This is a genomic window from Delftia tsuruhatensis (assembly GCF_903815225.1).
Taxonomy (GTDB): Bacteria; Pseudomonadota; Gammaproteobacteria; order Burkholderiales; family Burkholderiaceae_C; genus Comamonas; species Comamonas tsuruhatensis_A.
In genome coordinates this window covers 3,385,866-3,402,010 of record NZ_LR813084.1, presented here as the reverse complement: position 1 = coordinate 3,402,010, position 16,145 = coordinate 3,385,866, and the positions used below count along the sequence as shown (strand labels likewise).

At 65.1% G+C, this 16,145-nt stretch carries 12 protein-coding genes; 5 read left to right on the top strand and 7 right to left on the bottom strand.

Annotated features, from left to right (window positions below; all coding sequences use genetic code 11):
* The 6 genes from fdhE to L1Z78_RS15310 form a co-directional block, all read right to left on the bottom strand.
* A complete protein-coding gene (fdhE, locus tag L1Z78_RS15335; RefSeq protein ID WP_234637266.1) occupies nucleotides 1–972 on the bottom strand; it encodes a formate dehydrogenase accessory protein FdhE in 972 nt (323 codons plus the stop codon).
* 216 nt (nucleotides 973–1,188) lie between these two features.
* The gene (locus tag L1Z78_RS15330; protein WP_234637265.1) at nucleotides 1,189–1,815 is read right to left on the bottom strand and encodes a formate dehydrogenase subunit gamma; all 627 of its coding nucleotides are present in this window, start codon (nucleotides 1,813–1,815) and stop codon (nucleotides 1,189–1,191) included.
* Nucleotides 1,812–2,738 carry a formate dehydrogenase subunit beta gene (gene fdxH, locus L1Z78_RS15325; RefSeq protein ID WP_234637264.1) on the bottom strand — a complete coding sequence of 309 codons (927 nt, stop codon included), beginning with the start codon at nucleotides 2,736–2,738 and terminating at the stop codon, nucleotides 1,812–1,814. Before fdxH ends, L1Z78_RS15330 begins: the two co-directional genes overlap by 4 nt.
* A gap of 10 nt (nucleotides 2,739–2,748) precedes the next feature.
* A complete protein-coding gene (fdnG, locus tag L1Z78_RS15320) occupies nucleotides 2,749–5,814 on the bottom strand; it encodes a formate dehydrogenase-N subunit alpha (protein WP_234637263.1) in 3,066 nt (1,021 codons plus the stop codon).
* An 80-nt stretch (nucleotides 5,815–5,894) separates the two neighbouring features.
* Entirely contained in the window at nucleotides 5,895–6,104 is a 210-nt protein-coding gene (locus L1Z78_RS15315) for a hypothetical protein (RefSeq protein WP_234637262.1), read from the bottom strand.
* Nucleotides 6,105–6,176: 72 nt separating this feature from the next.
* Nucleotides 6,177–7,322, bottom strand: coding sequence for an AI-2E family transporter (locus tag L1Z78_RS15310; RefSeq protein WP_234637261.1), 1,146 nt, complete (start codon nucleotides 7,320–7,322; stop codon nucleotides 6,177–6,179).
* Between the two features lie 230 nt (nucleotides 7,323–7,552).
* Here L1Z78_RS15310 and L1Z78_RS15305 point away from each other — a divergent pair, with 230 nt between their 5' ends.
* From L1Z78_RS15305 to L1Z78_RS15285, 5 genes are all read left to right on the top strand, one after another.
* Nucleotides 7,553–10,432, top strand: coding sequence for a 2-oxoglutarate dehydrogenase E1 component (locus L1Z78_RS15305; RefSeq protein ID WP_234637260.1), 2,880 nt, complete (start codon nucleotides 7,553–7,555; stop codon nucleotides 10,430–10,432).
* A 54-nt stretch (nucleotides 10,433–10,486) separates the two neighbouring features.
* Nucleotides 10,487–11,746, top strand: a complete 1,260-nt coding sequence (odhB, locus tag L1Z78_RS15300; RefSeq protein ID WP_234637259.1) for a 2-oxoglutarate dehydrogenase complex dihydrolipoyllysine-residue succinyltransferase — start codon at nucleotides 10,487–10,489, stop codon at nucleotides 11,744–11,746.
* Between the two features lie 91 nt (nucleotides 11,747–11,837).
* The gene (gene lpdA / locus L1Z78_RS15295) at nucleotides 11,838–13,265 is read left to right on the top strand and encodes a dihydrolipoyl dehydrogenase (protein WP_234637258.1); all 1,428 of its coding nucleotides are present in this window, start codon (nucleotides 11,838–11,840) and stop codon (nucleotides 13,263–13,265) included.
* 96 nt (nucleotides 13,266–13,361) lie between these two features.
* Nucleotides 13,362–14,465 (top strand): cell division protein ZapE, encoded by a 1,104-nt coding sequence (zapE, locus tag L1Z78_RS15290; RefSeq protein WP_234637257.1) that lies wholly within the window; start codon nucleotides 13,362–13,364, stop codon nucleotides 14,463–14,465.
* Between the two features lie 40 nt (nucleotides 14,466–14,505).
* Complete coding sequence (locus L1Z78_RS15285; RefSeq protein ID WP_234637256.1) at nucleotides 14,506–15,225, top strand: hypothetical protein; 720 nt, start codon at nucleotides 14,506–14,508, stop codon at nucleotides 15,223–15,225.
* Between the two features lie 29 nt (nucleotides 15,226–15,254).
* On the opposite strand, the gene L1Z78_RS15280 is transcribed toward L1Z78_RS15285, so the two are convergent.
* On the bottom strand, nucleotides 15,255–16,028 hold the full coding sequence (locus tag L1Z78_RS15280) for a PP2C family protein-serine/threonine phosphatase (RefSeq protein WP_234637255.1): 774 nt from the start codon (nucleotides 16,026–16,028) through the stop codon (nucleotides 15,255–15,257).
* Between the last annotated feature and the right edge of the window lie 117 nt (nucleotides 16,029–16,145).

Genomic DNA, 16,145 nt, shown 5'->3' with positions numbered 1-16,145 from the left:
TCAGTCGGCGGGCGTGGCGGGGTCGATCAGCGCGTCGGCCTCCCCGTCCTGCTCTTCGGCGAAGGCCACATAGAGCAGGGGATTGGCGCTGGCGCGCTGGAACTTCGTCTCGCCCATCAGCAGGTCCAGCATCAGCGAGGCCAGATCGTCGGCCAGGGGCTCGGCCATGGGGTGCTTTTCCTGGTTGACGACCTTGCGGTAGCTGCCGCACTCGTCGCAGGTCTCGGCCAGCACGACGTCGCCCGCGCCGTCGATGCCCTGGTAGTGGATGCCCTTGGTCGATTCGCAGTGCGAGCACTTGACGCGCACCATATGCCATTCCGTGCAGCAGGTGCCGCAGTGCAGGTAGCGGTGGCCGGCGGCCTTGCCGCCGATGCGCAGCACGCTGGCCACGGGCTCGCTGGCGCAGACGGGGCAGATGGATGCCGGATCGGTGTACGGCACGTCGCGCGCATCCAGGCCGCTGGCGCGCTTGGCGAACACCACCTGCAGCGCCGCCATCACGAAGGGCGCCATGCCCACATGGCGGGCCGCCACGTCCTTTTGCAGCAGGCGCGAGGCGATCTCGTCACGCCCGGCCGCATCCAGCGCGCGCAGCTCCTGCAGCAGCGGCTGCAAAGGCGCGGGCAGGCCGTCGCTGCCCGAGAGCGTGTCCAGCATGGCGTCGAGCACGCCATGCCAGGCGGGGTCGATGTGCTCCAGGGCCGGCAGCAGCGGCATGGAATGCTGCTGCGCGCGCGCGATCAGCGCGGCATCGGGCTCGGCCAGCGCCAGCTGCCCGGCCGCCTTGTGCTGCGCGTCCACGATCTGCGCGACGAAGCGCAGGTAGTCGGCGATCGGATTGCCCTCGGCCAACTGCCGCAGCCGCGCCGCGCGCTCGCCGAACAGCCCCGGCACCTGAGGCAGCAGCACGCGCGGAAAACTGGTGTGGTCCAGCGACTCGATATCGCCAGGTTGAAGAATGCGTTGCATTGGAATGTTCCAAAAAGACAACCGCCCAGCGTCCAGGGACGCCAGGCGGCTGGTGGCTTCAGGCAAAAGGCTAACACGAGGTTTCGTGTGGCCCATTGCCCATAAAACCGGCGTGGCCTGAAGCGAGGGGCACCGAGCAAGGGCCGCCCCGCGGCGAGGGTGCCGTCCCCCCCCCCGCGAAGCGAGAGGGGGAAGCGGCGCAGCCGCTCAGGGGGCTTAGTCGTTGTCCCCGGTCATCTTGCGATACCAGCCCCGATGGTGCTGCTTGGCCCAGGCCCGCGTCACCGTGCCGTAGAGCATGGCGCGGATGGTGCCCCGGGTCCAGATGGCCGCGTACACGTGCATGATGATCAGGCCGATCATCCACACGGCCGCGATGGCATGCACCACCGACGCGACGCGGATCACGAGGATGGGCGGCGTCCACCAGGCGCGCCACATCAGCACGCCCGTGACCGTGATGGCCAGCATGCCGACGACCAGGCCCCAGAACAGCACTTTCTGGCCGCCGTTGTACTTGCCCTGCTCGGGCATGTCGTGGTCGTCGCCGTCGATCATCTTGTCGACGTTCTTGAGCCACTCGATGTCGCGGCGCTCGATCACGTTCAGGCGCCAGAAACGCAGCGCCATGACGACGAAGAACAGCGCCATGACCACCCCGATGTAGGGGTGCAGGATGCGCGTCCAGGGTCCGCCGCCGAACAGCTGCGTGAGCGGGAAGAAGGCCGGATGGAAGAAGGCCAGGCCCGACAGCGCCAGCAGGATGAAGCAGATGCCCACCACCCAGTGGTTGGCACGCTCCGAGGCGTTGTAGCGCACGAGGTCGCGTGGGTTGCGTTTCATCGGCGGGCCTCCTGTTCAGCAGCCTGGTCCTTGCGGTCCATTTCGTCTTCGAGCTCCTTGGACACGTCGTTCGGGCCCTTGGTGATGTAGTGGAACAGGCTGCCGACGGCAGCGGCGCCCAGCGCGGCCATGGCCAGCGGCTTGGCCACGCCCTTCCACAGAGACACCATGGGGCTGATCTTCGGGTCGTCGGGCAGGCCCTTGTACAGCGAGGGCTTGTCCGCGTGGTGCAGCACATACATCACGTGGGTGCCGCCCACGCCGGCGGGGTCGTACAGGCCGGCCTGGGCATAGCCTCGGCGCTTGAGGTCGCCTATGCGGTGCTCGGCCTGGTCCTTCATCGCCTCCTTGGTGCCGAACATGATGGCACCCGTGGGGCAGGTCTTGACGCAGGCCGGCTCGCGGCCGACGGCCACGCGGTCCGAGCACAGCGTGCACTTGTAGGCCTTGTGGTCCTTCTTGGAGATGCGCGGGATGTTGAACGGGCAGCCCGTGACGCAGTAGCCGCAGCCCACGCACTGGTCCTGCTGGAAGTCCACGATGCCGTTGCTGTACTGCACGATGGCGCCCGGCGAGGGGCAGGCCTTCAGGCAGCCCGGGTCCTCGCAGTGCATGCAGCCGTCCTTGCGGATCAGCCACTCCAGGTTGCCGGTCGCTTCGTTCTCGTACTCGGCAAAGCGCATGACGGTCCACGACTGGTCGGTCAGATCGGTCGGGTTGTCATAGACGCCGGCCGCGCAGGTGCCGATCTCGTCGCGCAGGTCGTTCCACTCCATGCAGGCGGTCTGGCAGGCCTTGCACCCGATGCACTTGGAGACATCGATGAGCTTGGCCACCTCGCCGCTGTGCGTCTCGCGCGCACTGGGAGCAGGCGTCGTCGTGGCCGAGCGACGCTTGATATCGAGAGACATGGTTGATGACATCAGCTGCTCCTTAAACCTTTTCCACCTTCACGAGGAAGGTCTTGGATTCCGGGGTAAGGCTGTTGCCATCGCCCACCGATGCCGTCAGGTTGTTGGCCATGTAGCCCTTGCGGCCCGTCGACGAAAAGCCCCAGTGGATGGGCACGCCCACGTGGTGGATGGTCTTGCCATCGATCTTCATCGGCTTGATGCGCTTGGTCACCACGGCTGCCGCCTTGACGAAGCCGCGCTTGGAACTGACCTTGACGTGCTGTCCGGTCTCGATGCCCAGCTCCTTGGCCAGCGCCTCGCCGATTTCCACGAACTGCTCGGGCTGGACGATGTTGTTCAGCTGCACGTGCTTGGTCCAGTAGTGGAAATGCTCGGTCAGGCGGTAGGTCGTGCCCACGTGCGGGTACTCGCTGGGCGAGCCCGCCGAATCCTTGACGGAGTCGAAGATGCGCGCGGCCGGGTTGATGACAGCCAGCTTGTTTTCGGGATACATGGGGTTGTATCCCAGCGGGTTGTCGAAGGCCTCGTAGTGGGTGGGCAAGGGCCCTTCGTTCATGCCCTTGCGGGCGAAGAAGCGCGCCACGCCCTCGGGGTTCATGATGAACGGGTCCGTGGTCTCGGGCGGCATGGTCGGGCCCATGTCGGGCACGTCGGCACCGCCCCAGCTCTTGCCGTTCCAGCGGATCAGCGCGCGGTGCGGGTTGAACGGCTGGCCGTTGCGGTCGCAGGATGCTCGGTTGTACAGCACTCGGCGGTTGGCTGGCCAGGCCCAGGCCCAGTTCAGCGTGTTGCCGATGCCCGTGGGGTCGCTGTTGTCGCGCCGGGCCATCTGGTTGCCGGACGAGGTCCAGCAGCCGGCCCAGATCCAGCAGCCGCTGATGGTCGTGCCGTCGTCGCGCAGCTCGCCGAAGCCCCCCAACTGCTCGCCGGCCTTGCGGATGAGCTTGGTCGGGTCCTTGGGGTCGTACAGGTCCACCAGGGCGCGGCCGTTGTACTCCTTGGCGATCTCTTCAGAGGTCGGATGGTCGGCATGGGCGTAGGGCCACCACAGCTTGGTGATGGGCTCGTGGAACTTGCCGCCTTCCTTCTCGTAGGCCTGCTTCAGGCGCAGGTGCAGGGCCGACATGATGGCGATGTCGGTCTTGGCCTCGCCCGGGGGCTCGGCCGCCTTCCAGTGCCACTGCAGCACGCGCGAGGAGCTGACGACGGCGCCGTCTTCCTCGGCAAAGCAGGTCGTGGGCAGGCGGAACACCTCGGTCTGGATGGAGGCCGAGTCCACGTCGTTGAACTCGCCATGGTTCTTCCAGAACTCGGAGGTCTCGGTGACCAGCGGGTCCATGATGACCAGGAACTTGAGTTTCTTCAGGCCTTCGCGGACGTTGTTGCTGTTCGCCAGCGCCGCCAGCGGGTTGAAGCCCTGGGCGATGTAGCCGTTGATCTTGCCCTGGGCCATGAGGTCGAACACCTGCAGCATGTCGTACTGCCTGTCCAGCTTTGGCAGGTAGTCGAAGGCCCAGTTGTTCTCCGCCGTGGCCGCAGGTCCCCACCAGGCCTTCATCAGGCTCACATGGAACTTGGGCGTGTTCGACCAGTAGTTCATCTGGCCCGGGCGCATGGCCTTGGGCGTGCGCGCGGCGATGTACTTCTGGTAGTCCTGCTCACCCTCGTTGGGCAGGGTCAGGTAGCCGGGTAGCGATGCGGACAGGATGCCCAGGTCCGTCAGGCCCTGGATGTTGGAGTGTCCGCGCAGTGCGTTCATGCCGCCACCGGCGATACCGATGTTGCCCAGCAGCAGCTGCACCATGGCGCCCGTGCGCAGGATCTGCGCGCCCGTGGTGTGCTGTGTCCAGCCCAGGGCATACAGGATGGTCGCGGCGCGCCCTGCCTCTGCCGTCGAGGCCAGCTTCTCGCACACGTGCAGGAACTTGTCCTTGGGCGTGCCGCAGACGCTTTCTACCTTCTCGGGCGTGTAGCTGGCGTAGTGGCGCTTGAGCCACTGGTAGACGCAGCGCGGGTGTTGCAGCGTGGCATCGACCTTGACGTAGCCATCGGCATCGAGTTCGTAGTCCCAGCTGGACTTGTCGTACTTGCGGGTCTGCGGGTCGTAGCCCGAGAAGATGCCTTCGTCGAACGCGAACTCCTCCTTCACGATGTAGGTGAAGTCGGTGTAGTTCCTCACGTACTCGTGATGGATCCTGTCGTTCGTCAGCAGATAGTTGATCACGCCCCCCAGGAACACGATGTCCGAGCCCGACCGGATGGGGGCGTAGAAATCGGCCACGGAGGCGGAGCGGTTGAAGCGCGGATCGACCACCATGAAGTAGGCACCGTTGTGCTCCTTCGCTTCGGTCACCCACTTGAAACCGCAGGGGTGTGCTTCAGCGGCATTGCCGCCCATGATCAGGATAACGTCCGCGTTCTTGATGTCGACCCAATGGTTCGTCATCGCTCCACGGCCAAACGTCGGGGCAAGACCTGCCACCGTCGGGCCGTGTCAGACACGTGCTTGGTTATCGAGTGCGAGCAGGCCCCAGGAACGGGCCACCTTGTGCGTGACGTAGCCGGCCTCGTTGCTGGAGGCGGATGCGGCCAGCATGCCGGTGGTCAGCCAGCGGTTCACCGTCTGGCCCTTGTCGTCCTTCTCGACGAAGTTGGCGTCGCGGTCTTCCTTGAGCAGCCTGGTGATGCGCGTCAGCGCCTCGTCCCAGGACATGCGCTTCCATTCGGAGGAGCCGGGCGCACGGTACTCGGGATACTTGAGGCGGTGCGGGCTGTGGACGAAGTCCAGCAGCGAGGCGCCCTTGGGGCACAGCGTGCCGCGGTTCACGGGATGGTCTGGATCGCCTTCGACGTGGATCACCGACAGCTTGGCGTTCTTGGCGCCGTCGCTCAGCGAGTACATCAGGATGCCGCAACCCACCGAGCAGTAGGTGCAGGTCTGACGGGTGACCGTGGTGGCGGCCAGCTTGAACTGGCGCACTTCAGCCAGGGCAGCCGTGGGCGAGAAGCCCATCAACGCCAGGCTGGATCCGGCCAGAGTCGAACCAGTCACTTTCATGAACTGGCGTCTGGAGAATTGGACCATGTGGGGTACCTTCTAATAGAAATGGACGCTTGTAAGCAAATTCTACGAGTGCACCCCGGCAGCAATCCGGGAAATAACCCTTAATCCTGAGTCCGCCTGTGCGGCATTCGCAGCCGTGCCCCGCTCATGGGGGCGGCGCTCGGGGCTGGCGGACGGAAGGCGAGGGACGGCTCCTGGTTGGAAAGATTATCTTCTTCTGATTCTTCAGGATTTTGTTTCATATCAATCCGCCATTCATTGGACGGGTCAATGGGGATAATTGAGAAAGCTTTTTCCTGGATGAGAACCATTCGGATTTCCGGACGTCCCCGACCGGCGGTCAGGGAGGCCTGCCAGAGGGGGAAGGTCCGTGTGTCCGTGCGTCAGCGGCCTTTTGAGTCCTCCGATGGCTCATTGTCCGATAGCTGACGTTCAGTAGGCGCGGTGCCCATGTCCACCAGTTGGCGGCGCCTTGCTTCGTCCTGCTGTTGCATGCGTGTGAACATATCCCAGATGGCCATGAACAGCGCCGCGATCACGGGGCCTATCACAAATCCGGTCAGCCCGAAGAGAGCCATGCCGCCCAGCGTCGAGATCAGCACGATGTAGTCGGGCATCTTGGTGTCCTTGCCCACCAGCAGCGGACGCAGCACGTTGTCCACCAGGCCGATCACCAGTACACCGTAGGCGATCAGGATCACGCCCTTGCCCACGGCGCCCGTGGCCAGGAAGTAGATGGCCACGGGCGCCCAGATCAGCCCGGCCCCCACGGCGGGAAGCAGCGACAGGAAGGCCATGACCACGCCCCAGAGCACGGGACCCTGGATCCCGAGTATCCAGAAGATCAGACCGCCCAGTGCTCCCTGCGCGGCGGCCACCGCCAGGTTGCCCTTGACAGTGGCGCGGATCACGGTGGTGAACTTGCTCGACAGCTCGGCCTTGTGGTCCGCCTGCAAGGGGATGGCCATGCGGATGCGCTGGGCCAGGTCCCGGCCGTCGCGCAGCAGGAAGAACAGCAGGTAGAGCATCACGCAGAAGCCCACCAGGAAGCCGAAGGTGTTCTGTCCTATGCCCAGCGCTTTGGTGGCGGCAAGCTTGGAGGCCTGCATGGCGATGCTGGACAGCTTGTCCTGCAGCTCGGCCAGCGAGCCCAGGTGCAGGCGCTCCAGCCAGGGCGTGACCCAGGAGGGCAGGGCATCCATGATCTGCTGCAGGTAGGTGCCGGCATCGAGGTTGCCGCTGTTGACGCGCTCATAGATCACGGAAGCCTCGCGCACCAGCGAGGCGCCGATCAGCGCCAGCGGCAGAATGGCGACCACCAGGCACAGCACCAGCGTGGACAGGGCCGCCAGGTTGGTGCGCCGCGGCATGCGCGCCAGCAGGCGTCGGTGCAGCGGCGAGAACAGGATGGCCAGCGCAATGCCCCAGAAGATGGCCCCCATGAACTCCCAGAGCACGGCGGCGAAGCCTATGGTCGCCGCGATCAGCAGCAGCATGAAAGTGCGTTTGTGTAGAGGCAGCAGGTTCATCTGTCGGTCCGTTCGGAAGATGTGCCAATGTACGCGACCTGGGGAACTCCCGGGGGGTGGGCGTAATCGCTTGGTAACTGCCCTGCCGCGATCATTGATCGGTGGCACAATGGCGGTCGCAACAGGCCCTTCCCCAGCCACAGTCGCATCCGCCAATCGGTACAGCCGTGTCGCGGAAGGTTCCACAAACCAGCTAATGCCTCCCTCAGGGAGGCGGAGGTCAGCGCAATATGAGCGATCAGACGTCGGTCTACCAAGCCTACCAAGGCAATACCTATCTCTTCGGCGGCAACGCCCCCTACGTCGAGGAGATGTACGAGAACTACCTGGCCAACCCCGGCAGCGTGCCGGATTCCTGGCGCGAGTACTTTGACGCACTGCAACACGTGCCCGCTGTCGATGGCAGCGATGCCAAGGACGTGCCGCACCAGCCCGTCATCAACGCTTTCGCCGAGCGCGCCAAGCAAGGCGGCACCAAGGTGGTCGTGGCCTCCGGCGCCGACTCCGAGCTGGGCCGCAAGCGCACCGCCGTCCAGCAGCTGATCGCCGCCTACCGCAACGTCGGCGCACGCTGGGCCGACCTCGATCCCCTCAAGCGCACCGAGCGCCCCGAGATTCCCGAACTGGAGCCGTCGTTCTACGGCTTCACCGATGCCGACCAGGAAACGGTGTTCAACACGAGCAACACCTTCTTCGGCAAGGAAAGCATGTCCCTGCGCGAGCTGATGAACGCGCTGCGCGAGACCTACTGCGGCACCATCGGCTCCGAGTACATGTATGCCACCGACCAGGTGCAAAAGCGCTGGTGGCAGCAGAAGCTGGAGACCATCCGCGCCAAGGCCAACTTCGATGCGGACAAGAAAAAGCGCATTCTGGACCGCCTGACCGCGGCCGAGGGTCTGGAACGCTACCTGCACACCAAGTACGTCGGCCAGAAGCGCTTCTCGCTGGAAGGCGGCGAGAGCTTCATCGTCGCGATGGACGAGCTGATCAACGCCGCGGGCCAGAAGGGCGTGCAGGAAGTGGTGATCGGCATGGCCCACCGTGGCCGCCTGAACGTGCTGGTCAACACCCTGGGCAAGATGCCCAAGGACCTGTTCGCCGAGTTCGACCACACCGCCCCCGAAGACCTGCCCGCAGGCGACGTGAAGTACCACCAGGGCTTCAGCTCCGACGTGTCCACCGCGGGCGGCCCGGTCCACCTGTCGCTGGCCTTCAACCCATCGCACCTGGAAATCGTCAACCCCGTGGTCGAAGGCTCGGTGCGTTCGCGCATGGATCGCCGCGACGACCCGCACGGCAAGCAGGTGCTGCCCGTGCTGGTGCACGGCGACGCCGCCTTTGCCGGCCAGGGCGTGAACCAGGAAACCCTGGCGCTGGCCCAGACCCGTGGCTACACCACGGGCGGCACGGTGCACATCATCATCAACAACCAGATCGGTTTCACCACCTCCGATCCGCGCGACACCCGTTCGACGCTGTACTGCACCGACATCGTCAAGATGATCGAGTCGCCTGTGCTGCACGTCAACGGCGATGATCCGGAAGCCGTGGCACTGGCGGTGCAGCTGGCCCTGGAGTTCCGCATGGAATTCTCCAAGGATGTGGTCGTGGACATCGTCTGCTTCCGCAAGCTGGGCCACAACGAGCAGGACACGCCCGCGCTGACCCAGCCGCTGATGTACAAGAAGATCGGCACCCACCCCGGCACCCGCAAGCTGTACGCCGACAAGCTGGCCACGCAGGGCCTGGGCGAGACACTGGGCGACGACATGGCCAAGGCCTACCGTGCTGCCATGGACGAAGGCCGCCACACCGTCGATCCGGTGCTGACCAACTTCAAGAGCAAGTACGCCGTGGACTGGAGCCCGTTCCTGGGCAAGACCTGGACCGACGCCGGCGACACGGCGATTCCGCTGACGGAGTGGAAGCGCCTGGCCGAGCGCATCACCACCATCCCCGAGACCGTGACCCCGCACGCGCTGGTCAAGAAGGTCTACGACGACCGCGCCGCCATGGGCCGCGGCGAAGTCAACGTGGACTGGGGCATGGGCGAGCACATGGCCTTCGCATCGCTGGTCGCTTCGGGCTACCCCGTGCGCCTGTCGGGCGAGGACTGCGGCCGCGGCACCTTCACGCACCGCCATTCCGTCATCCATGACCAGAAGCGCGAGAAGTGGAGCGAAGGCACCTACATCCCGCTGCAGAACGTGGCCGACAGCCAGGCGCCGTTCACCGTCATCGACTCCATCCTGTCCGAAGAGGCCGTGCTGGGCTTCGAGTACGGCTATGCGTCGAACGACCCCAACACCCTGGTGATCTGGGAAGCACAGTTCGGCGACTTCGCCAACGGCGCCCAGGTGGTGATCGACCAGTTCATCGCCTCCGGCGAAGTCAAGTGGGGCCGCATCAACGGCATCACGCTGATGCTGCCGCACGGCTACGAAGGCCAGGGCCCCGAGCACAGCTCGGCCCGCCTGGAGCGCTTCATGCAGCTGGCCGCCGACACCAACATGCAGATCGTGCAGCCGACCACGGCCAGCCAGATCTTCCACGTGCTGCGCCGCCAGATGGTGCGCCCGCTGCGCAAGCCGCTGGTCATCATGACCCCCAAGTCTCTGCTGCGCAACAAGGATGCGACCTCGCCGCTGTCCGAGTTCACCAGCGGCGGCTTCCAGACCGTGATCCCCGAGCAGGACGAGGCCATCGTGAAGAACGCGGCCAAGGTCAAGCGCGTGATCGCATGCTCGGGCAAGGTCTACTACGACCTGGTCAAGAAGCGCGCCGAGAAGGACAGCAAGGACGTGGCCATCATCCGCGTCGAGCAGCTGTACCCCTTCCCGCACAAGGCCTTCGCCGCCGAACTCAAGAAGTTCGGCAACGCTACCGAGATCGTCTGGTGCCAGGACGAGCCGCAGAACCAGGGCGCCTGGTTCTTCGTGCAGCACTACATCCACGAGAACATGCTCGACGGCCAGAAGCTCGGCTACGCCGGCCGCGCCGCCTCGGCATCGCCTGCCGTGGGCTACGCACACCTGCATCAGGAGCAGCAAAAGGCGCTGGTGGAAGCCGCGTTCTCCAAGCTCAAGGGTTTTGTCCTGAACAAGTAAGGCAGCCCCCACCCGCTACGCATCAGTACAGAACACTTTTGGAAAGAATCACAAATGGCTATCGTTGAAGTCAAAGTTCCCCAGCTGTCCGAGTCCATCGCTGAGGCCACCATGCTCACCTGGAAGAAGAAGGCAGGTGAAGCCGTCGCGATCGATGAGATCCTGATCGAGATCGAGACCGACAAGGTCGTGCTCGAAGTGCCCGCGCCCGCCGCTGGCGTACTGTCCGAGATCGTGCAAGGCGACGGCGCTACCGTCGTGGCCGAACAACTGATCGCCAAGATCGACACCGAAGGCGTGGCCGGCGTCGCCGCTGCCGCTCCCGCAGCAGCTCCCGCCGCCGCGGCGCCTGCTGCCGCCCCGGCAGCCGCAGCCGCCACCGGTGGCAACAAGGGCGACGTGGCCATGCCCGCAGCCGCCAAGCTGCTGGCCGAGAACAACCTGTCGGCCGCCAACGTGGCGGGCTCCGGCAAGGATGGCCGCGTGACCAAGGGCGATGCCCTGGCCGCCATCAAGGGCGGTGTGCAGTCCACGGCTGCTGTCATCCCCACGGGCGTGCCTACCAAGGCGCTGCCCCAGGTAGCCGCTCCCGCCGGCAAGGAAGACCTCAGCGGCCGTCCCGAGCAGCGCGTGCCCATGAGCCGCCTGCGTGCCCGCGTGGCCGAGCGCCTGCTGCAGTCGCAGTCCACCAACGCGATCCTGACCACTTTCAACGAAGTGAACATGGCCCCCGTGATGGAACTGCGCAAGAAGTTCCAGGACGCCTTCACCAAGGAACACGGCACCAAGCTGGGCTTCATGTCCTTCTTCGTCAAGGCGGCAGTGCACGCCCTGAAGAAGTACCCCGTTCTCAATGCTTCCGTGGACGGCAACGACATCGTCTACCACGGCTACTTCGACATCGGTATCGCCGTGGGCTCGCCCCGCGGCCTGGTGGTGCCCATCCTGCGCAACGCCGACCAGATGAGCTTCGCCGACATCGAAAAGAAGATCGCCGAATTCGGCAAGAAGGCTGCCGAAGGCAAGCTGGGCATTGAAGAAATGACCGGCGGCACCTTCTCCATCTCCAATGGCGGCACCTTCGGCTCGATGATGTCCACTCCCATCATCAACCCGCCCCAGTCGGCCATCCTGGGCGTGCACGCCACCAAGGATCGCGCCATGGTCGAGAACGGCCAGGTCGTGGTGCGCCCGATGAACTATCTGGCCATGTCCTATGACCACCGCATCATCGACGGCCGTGAAGCCGTGCTGGGCCTGGTCGCCATGAAGGATGCGCTGGAAGATCCTTCGCGCCTGCTGTTCGACCTGTAATCGCCACAGGGTTCGACACGACGAAAACCCACCCTCGGCCGCGTGCCCAGCGGTGGGTTTTTTCACGTAATACAGACAAGAGATTCCTGAAATGAGCAAGCAATTCGACGTCATCGTCATCGGCGCGGGCCCTGGCGGCTACATCGCCGCCATCCGTGCCGCCCAACTGGGCTTCAACGTGGCCTGCATCGACGAGTGGAAGAACGCCGCCGGCGGCGCCGCTCCGGGTGGCACCTGCACCAACGTGGGCTGCATTCCCTCCAAGGCCCTGCTTCAGTCGTCCGAGCACTTCGAGCACGCCAACCTGCACTTCGCCGACCATGGCATCTCCACCGGAAAGGTCGAGATGGACGTGGCCAAGATGATCGCCCGCAAGGATGCGATCGTGAAGCAGAACAACGACGGCATCCTGTACCTGTTCAAGAAGAACAAGGTCACCTTCTTCCACGGCCGCGGCTCCTTCGTCAAGGCTGCCGAGGGCGGCTACGAGATCAAGGTCGCCGGCAAGGACGAGGAAGTCATCACCGGCAAGCAGATCGTGATCGCCACCGGCTCCAACGCCCGCGCGCTGCCTGGCGTGCCCTTCGATGAAGAGAACATCCTGTCCAACGACGGCGCGCTGCGCCTGGGCAAGACCCCCAAGAAGCTGGCCCTGATCGGCGCCGGCGTGATCGGCCTGGAAATGGGCTCGGTCTGGCGCCGACTGGGCGCGGAAGTGACCGTGCTGGAGGGCATGGACAAGTTCCTGCCGGCCGTGGACGAGCAGATCGCCAAGGAAGCCAAGAAGGCCTTCGACAAGCAGGGCCTGAAGATCGAGCTGGGCGTGAAGATCGGCGAAGTCAAGAGCAGCAAGAAGGGCGTGTCCATCGCCTACACCAATGCCAAGGGCGAAGCCCAGCAACTCGAAGCGGACAAGCTCATCATCTCCATCGGCCGCGTGGCCAACACCGTCGGCCTGAACCCCGAAGCCGTGGGCCTGGCGCTGGACGAGCGCGGTGCCATCGTCGTCGATGAGGACTGCAAGACCAACCTGCCGGGCGTCTGGGCTGTGGGCGACGTGGTGCGCGGTCCCATGCTGGCGCACAAGGCCGAGGAAGAGGCCGTGGCCGTGGCCGAGCGCATCGCCGGCCAGCATGGCCATGTGAACTTCGGCACCATCCCCTGGGTGATCTACACCAGCCCTGAAATTGCCTGGGTGGGCCGCACCGAGCAGCAACTGAAGGAGCAGGGCGTGAAGTACAAGGCCGGCAGCTTCCCCTTCCTGGCCAACGGCCGCGCGCGCGCGCTGGGCGACACCACCGGCATGGTCAAGTTCCTGGCCGATGCCGAGACCGATGAAATCCTGGGCGTGCACATGGTCGGCCCCATGGTCTCCGAGCTGATCTCCGAAGCCGTGGTCGCCATGGAGTTCAAGGCATCGAGCGAAGACATCGCGCGCATCTGCCATGCCCACCCCTCGCTGTCCGAGTCCACCAAGGAAGCCGCTCTGGCGGTCGACAAGCGCACTCTGAACTTCTGAGTGCCAGGCTAGCCATCTAGCCCAGCCAAAGACCTGAAAGCGCTTGCCCTGCAAGCGCTTTCAGCTTCTGAATACATAGCAAATGGTGGATGCGGCATGAGCGTTTCCGTGAAAGAGGCCTATGAGGCCGAGCTGGTGGCCAAGGGCTTTCACAGCGATCCGGCGCAATTGCGCGCCGTCGAGGCGCTGCAGCGCTGCGCCGATGACTGGGCGGCCTACCGCCAGCGCCGCTCCAACGCCTTCAAGAAGCTCATCAACCGGCCAGAGATTCCCCGTGGTGTCTACATGTACGGCGGTGTGGGGCGCGGCAAGAGCTTTCTCATGGACTGCTTCTTCAACGCCGTGCCGATCCGCCGCAAGGTGCGCCTGCACTTCCATGAATTCATGCGGGAGGTCCATCGTGAGCTGGCCGTGCTGCAGGGCACGCAAAATCCGCTCGATGTGCTGGGTGCGCGCATCTCCAAGAAGTACAAGCTGATCTGCTTTGACGAATTTCACGTGGCCGACATCACGGACGCGATGATCCTGCACCGGCTGCTGGTATCGCTGTTCGCCAATGGCGTGGGCTTCGTCACCACCTCCAACTTCAAGCCTGACGAACTGTATCCGGGTGGCCTGCACCGTGACCGTATCCTGCCGGCCATAGCCCTGCTCAACGAGCGCATGGAGGTGGTCAACGTGGACAACGGCACCGACTACCGCCGGCGCACGCTGGAAAACGCCAAGCTCTACCATACGCCCCTGGGCGCCGAAGCCGACGCGGCCATGACGGAGACCTTCGACAAGCTGGCCGAGGTCAAGGACGAGGACCCCGTGCTCCACATCGAGGCACGCGAGATCCGCGCGCGCCGCCGCGCCGGCGGCGTGGTCTGGTTCGACTTCCGCGAACTGTGCGGTGGCCCGCGCTCGCAGAACGACTACCTGGAGATCGCGAGCCAGTTCCACACCGTGCTGCTGTCCGACGTGCCGTACATGCCGGTCAACATGGCCTCGCCCGCGCGGCGCTTCACCTGGCTGGTGGACGTGCTGTACGACCGCAGGGTCAAGCTGGTCATCTCGGCCGCCGTACCACCCGAGCAGCTTTACACTGAGGGTCCGCTGGCCCATGAATTCCCGCGCACGGTCTCGCGATTGAACGAGATGCAGTCCAGGGAGTTCCTGGCGCTGGAGCGCCGTGTGGTGGACACCCGCCTGACCTGAGGCCGGTGACAACCGCTGGTGTCGTCTGTCGGACCCGTACATGTTGAAACTGCCCACCTTCGCCATTGCCTTCCTGAAGAATCTGCCCGCTTCCCTGGGCGCCGTACTGGCCTGTCTCGCCCTGTCTGGCCCGGCCACGGCTGCGGACACCCGGCAGGGGCAGGACCAGCCCACGCAACAGGCCGCCTCGCAGGCTGCGAAAGAAGTCCAGGCGCAACGCGATGCCGCGCGCGCGGAGATCGCGGCTCAGCGTGCCGTGATCGAGCGGCGGCGCGCGGCTGTCGAGTCCGAGTGCTACCAGCGCTTTGCCGTGGAAGACTGCCTCAAGCAGGCGCGCGAGCAGGCCCGCGAGCAGGACAAGCCGTTGCGCGAACGTGAGCTGAAGATCAGCGACGAGGAGCGCAAGGAGCGCGCCGCGCGACGCCTGGAGGACATCGAGGCCAAGAAGTCGCAGAAGGCGGCTTCGGCCATGGAGGCGAGGGAGCGGCCTGCTGCCGAGCCGCGCGACACCCAGGCCGTGCGCTCGCAGCGCACCAGGGATGCCCAGCAACGCGCCGCGCAGCAGGCCAGCCGCGAGCGAGAGCATCAGACACAGGTCGAGCAGCGCCAGTCCGCCCAGGAGCAGGAGCGTCGCAGCACCGCGCGTGCCCGGTTCGAGGCCAAGCAGCAAGAGGCTGCCGAACGCAAGGCGAAGGCGGCGCAGGCGGCACGCGAGCGCGGCCCCCAGGCGGCGCCGCTGCCTGCTCCACCAGCCCCCTGAGGGGCGGGGGCATCGGAACGCCTTTCCTCTCAGGCCGTGGCCGGTTGCTCGATCGCCTCCAGCTTGACGATCACCAGCGACAGATTGTCGCCGCCCCCCTGGGCACGTGCACGCGCCTTGTCGATCAGGAATTCCGTGGCCTCGCGCGGGGTCAGTGCATTGAGCACGGTGCCCAGCTCCTGTGCCGTGTAGTAGTGCCAGATGCCGTCGCTGCAGGCCATGAGCGTGGCGCCCGGGTGCAGGCGCTCGATCACATGGTGGCTCATCGGTGGCTCGGCTTCGGTGCCCAGGCATCCCAGCAGGATGTTGGACTTGGGGTGCACATGGGCCTCGAACTCCGTGAGTTCGCCCCGGTCCACCAGGGCCTGGACATAGGAGTGGTCCTTGGTCCGCTGGACCATGGTCGCGCCCTGGTAATGGTAGATGCGTGAATCTCCGGAATGCACCCAGTGGCAGCGCCCCTGGGGCAGGAGGATGAAGGCGGCGATCGTGCTGTGCGGCTCCTGCTCGGCCGAGATGGCCGTCAACCGGATCATCGTATGCGACTCGTGGACGATGCTCTCCAGCAGTGCCGTGCAGTCCTCGGTGTGGGGCTCGAAGCGCTCGAACAGCTGGCGTGCCGTGAGCATCACCTGGTCGGATGCCTTGCGCCCGCCGCTGCGTCCGCCCATGCCGTCGGCCAGCACGCCCAGCAGGCAGCCATGGACATAGGGATGGGCCATCAGCATCACCTGGTCTTGCTGGTATTGCCTGTCACCACGGTGGATGCCGGTGGAGGCTTGGAGTCGGTACGCTGGCTGCATGGTCTCTGGTCTGGTGGGCTCTTGAGGCGGCGGATGGGCACACCAAGGTCATGGCGCATATTATCGGAGCGGCACCCGTGGCGCAGGCTTGCCATGCCCTTGTCGCGCTCTCTTTTT

What these genes read in the sequence shown, in the direction of transcription:
- fdhE (WP_234637266.1), bottom strand. Translation starts at nt 972, where the DNA reads ATGCAACGCATTCTTCAACCTGGCGATATCGAGTCGCTGGACCACACC.
- L1Z78_RS15330 (WP_234637265.1), bottom strand. Translation starts at nt 1,815, where the DNA reads ATGAAACGCAACCCACGCGACCTCGTGCGCTACAACGCCTCGGAGCGT.
- fdxH (WP_234637264.1), bottom strand. Translation starts at nt 2,738, where the DNA reads ATGTCATCAACCATGTCTCTCGATATCAAGCGTCGCTCGGCCACGACG.
- L1Z78_RS15315 (WP_234637262.1), bottom strand. Translation starts at nt 6,104, where the DNA reads ATGGTTCTCATCCAGGAAAAAGCTTTCTCAATTATCCCCATTGACCCG.
- L1Z78_RS15310 (WP_234637261.1), bottom strand. Translation starts at nt 7,322, where the DNA reads ATGAACCTGCTGCCTCTACACAAACGCACTTTCATGCTGCTGCTGATC.
- L1Z78_RS15305 (WP_234637260.1), top strand. Translation starts at nt 7,553, where the DNA reads ATGAGCGATCAGACGTCGGTCTACCAAGCCTACCAAGGCAATACCTAT.
- odhB (WP_234637259.1), top strand. Translation starts at nt 10,487, where the DNA reads ATGGCTATCGTTGAAGTCAAAGTTCCCCAGCTGTCCGAGTCCATCGCT.
- lpdA (WP_234637258.1), top strand. Translation starts at nt 11,838, where the DNA reads ATGAGCAAGCAATTCGACGTCATCGTCATCGGCGCGGGCCCTGGCGGC.
- zapE (WP_234637257.1), top strand. Translation starts at nt 13,362, where the DNA reads ATGAGCGTTTCCGTGAAAGAGGCCTATGAGGCCGAGCTGGTGGCCAAG.
- L1Z78_RS15285 (WP_234637256.1), top strand. Translation starts at nt 14,506, where the DNA reads ATGTTGAAACTGCCCACCTTCGCCATTGCCTTCCTGAAGAATCTGCCC.
- L1Z78_RS15280 (WP_234637255.1), bottom strand. Translation starts at nt 16,028, where the DNA reads ATGCAGCCAGCGTACCGACTCCAAGCCTCCACCGGCATCCACCGTGGT.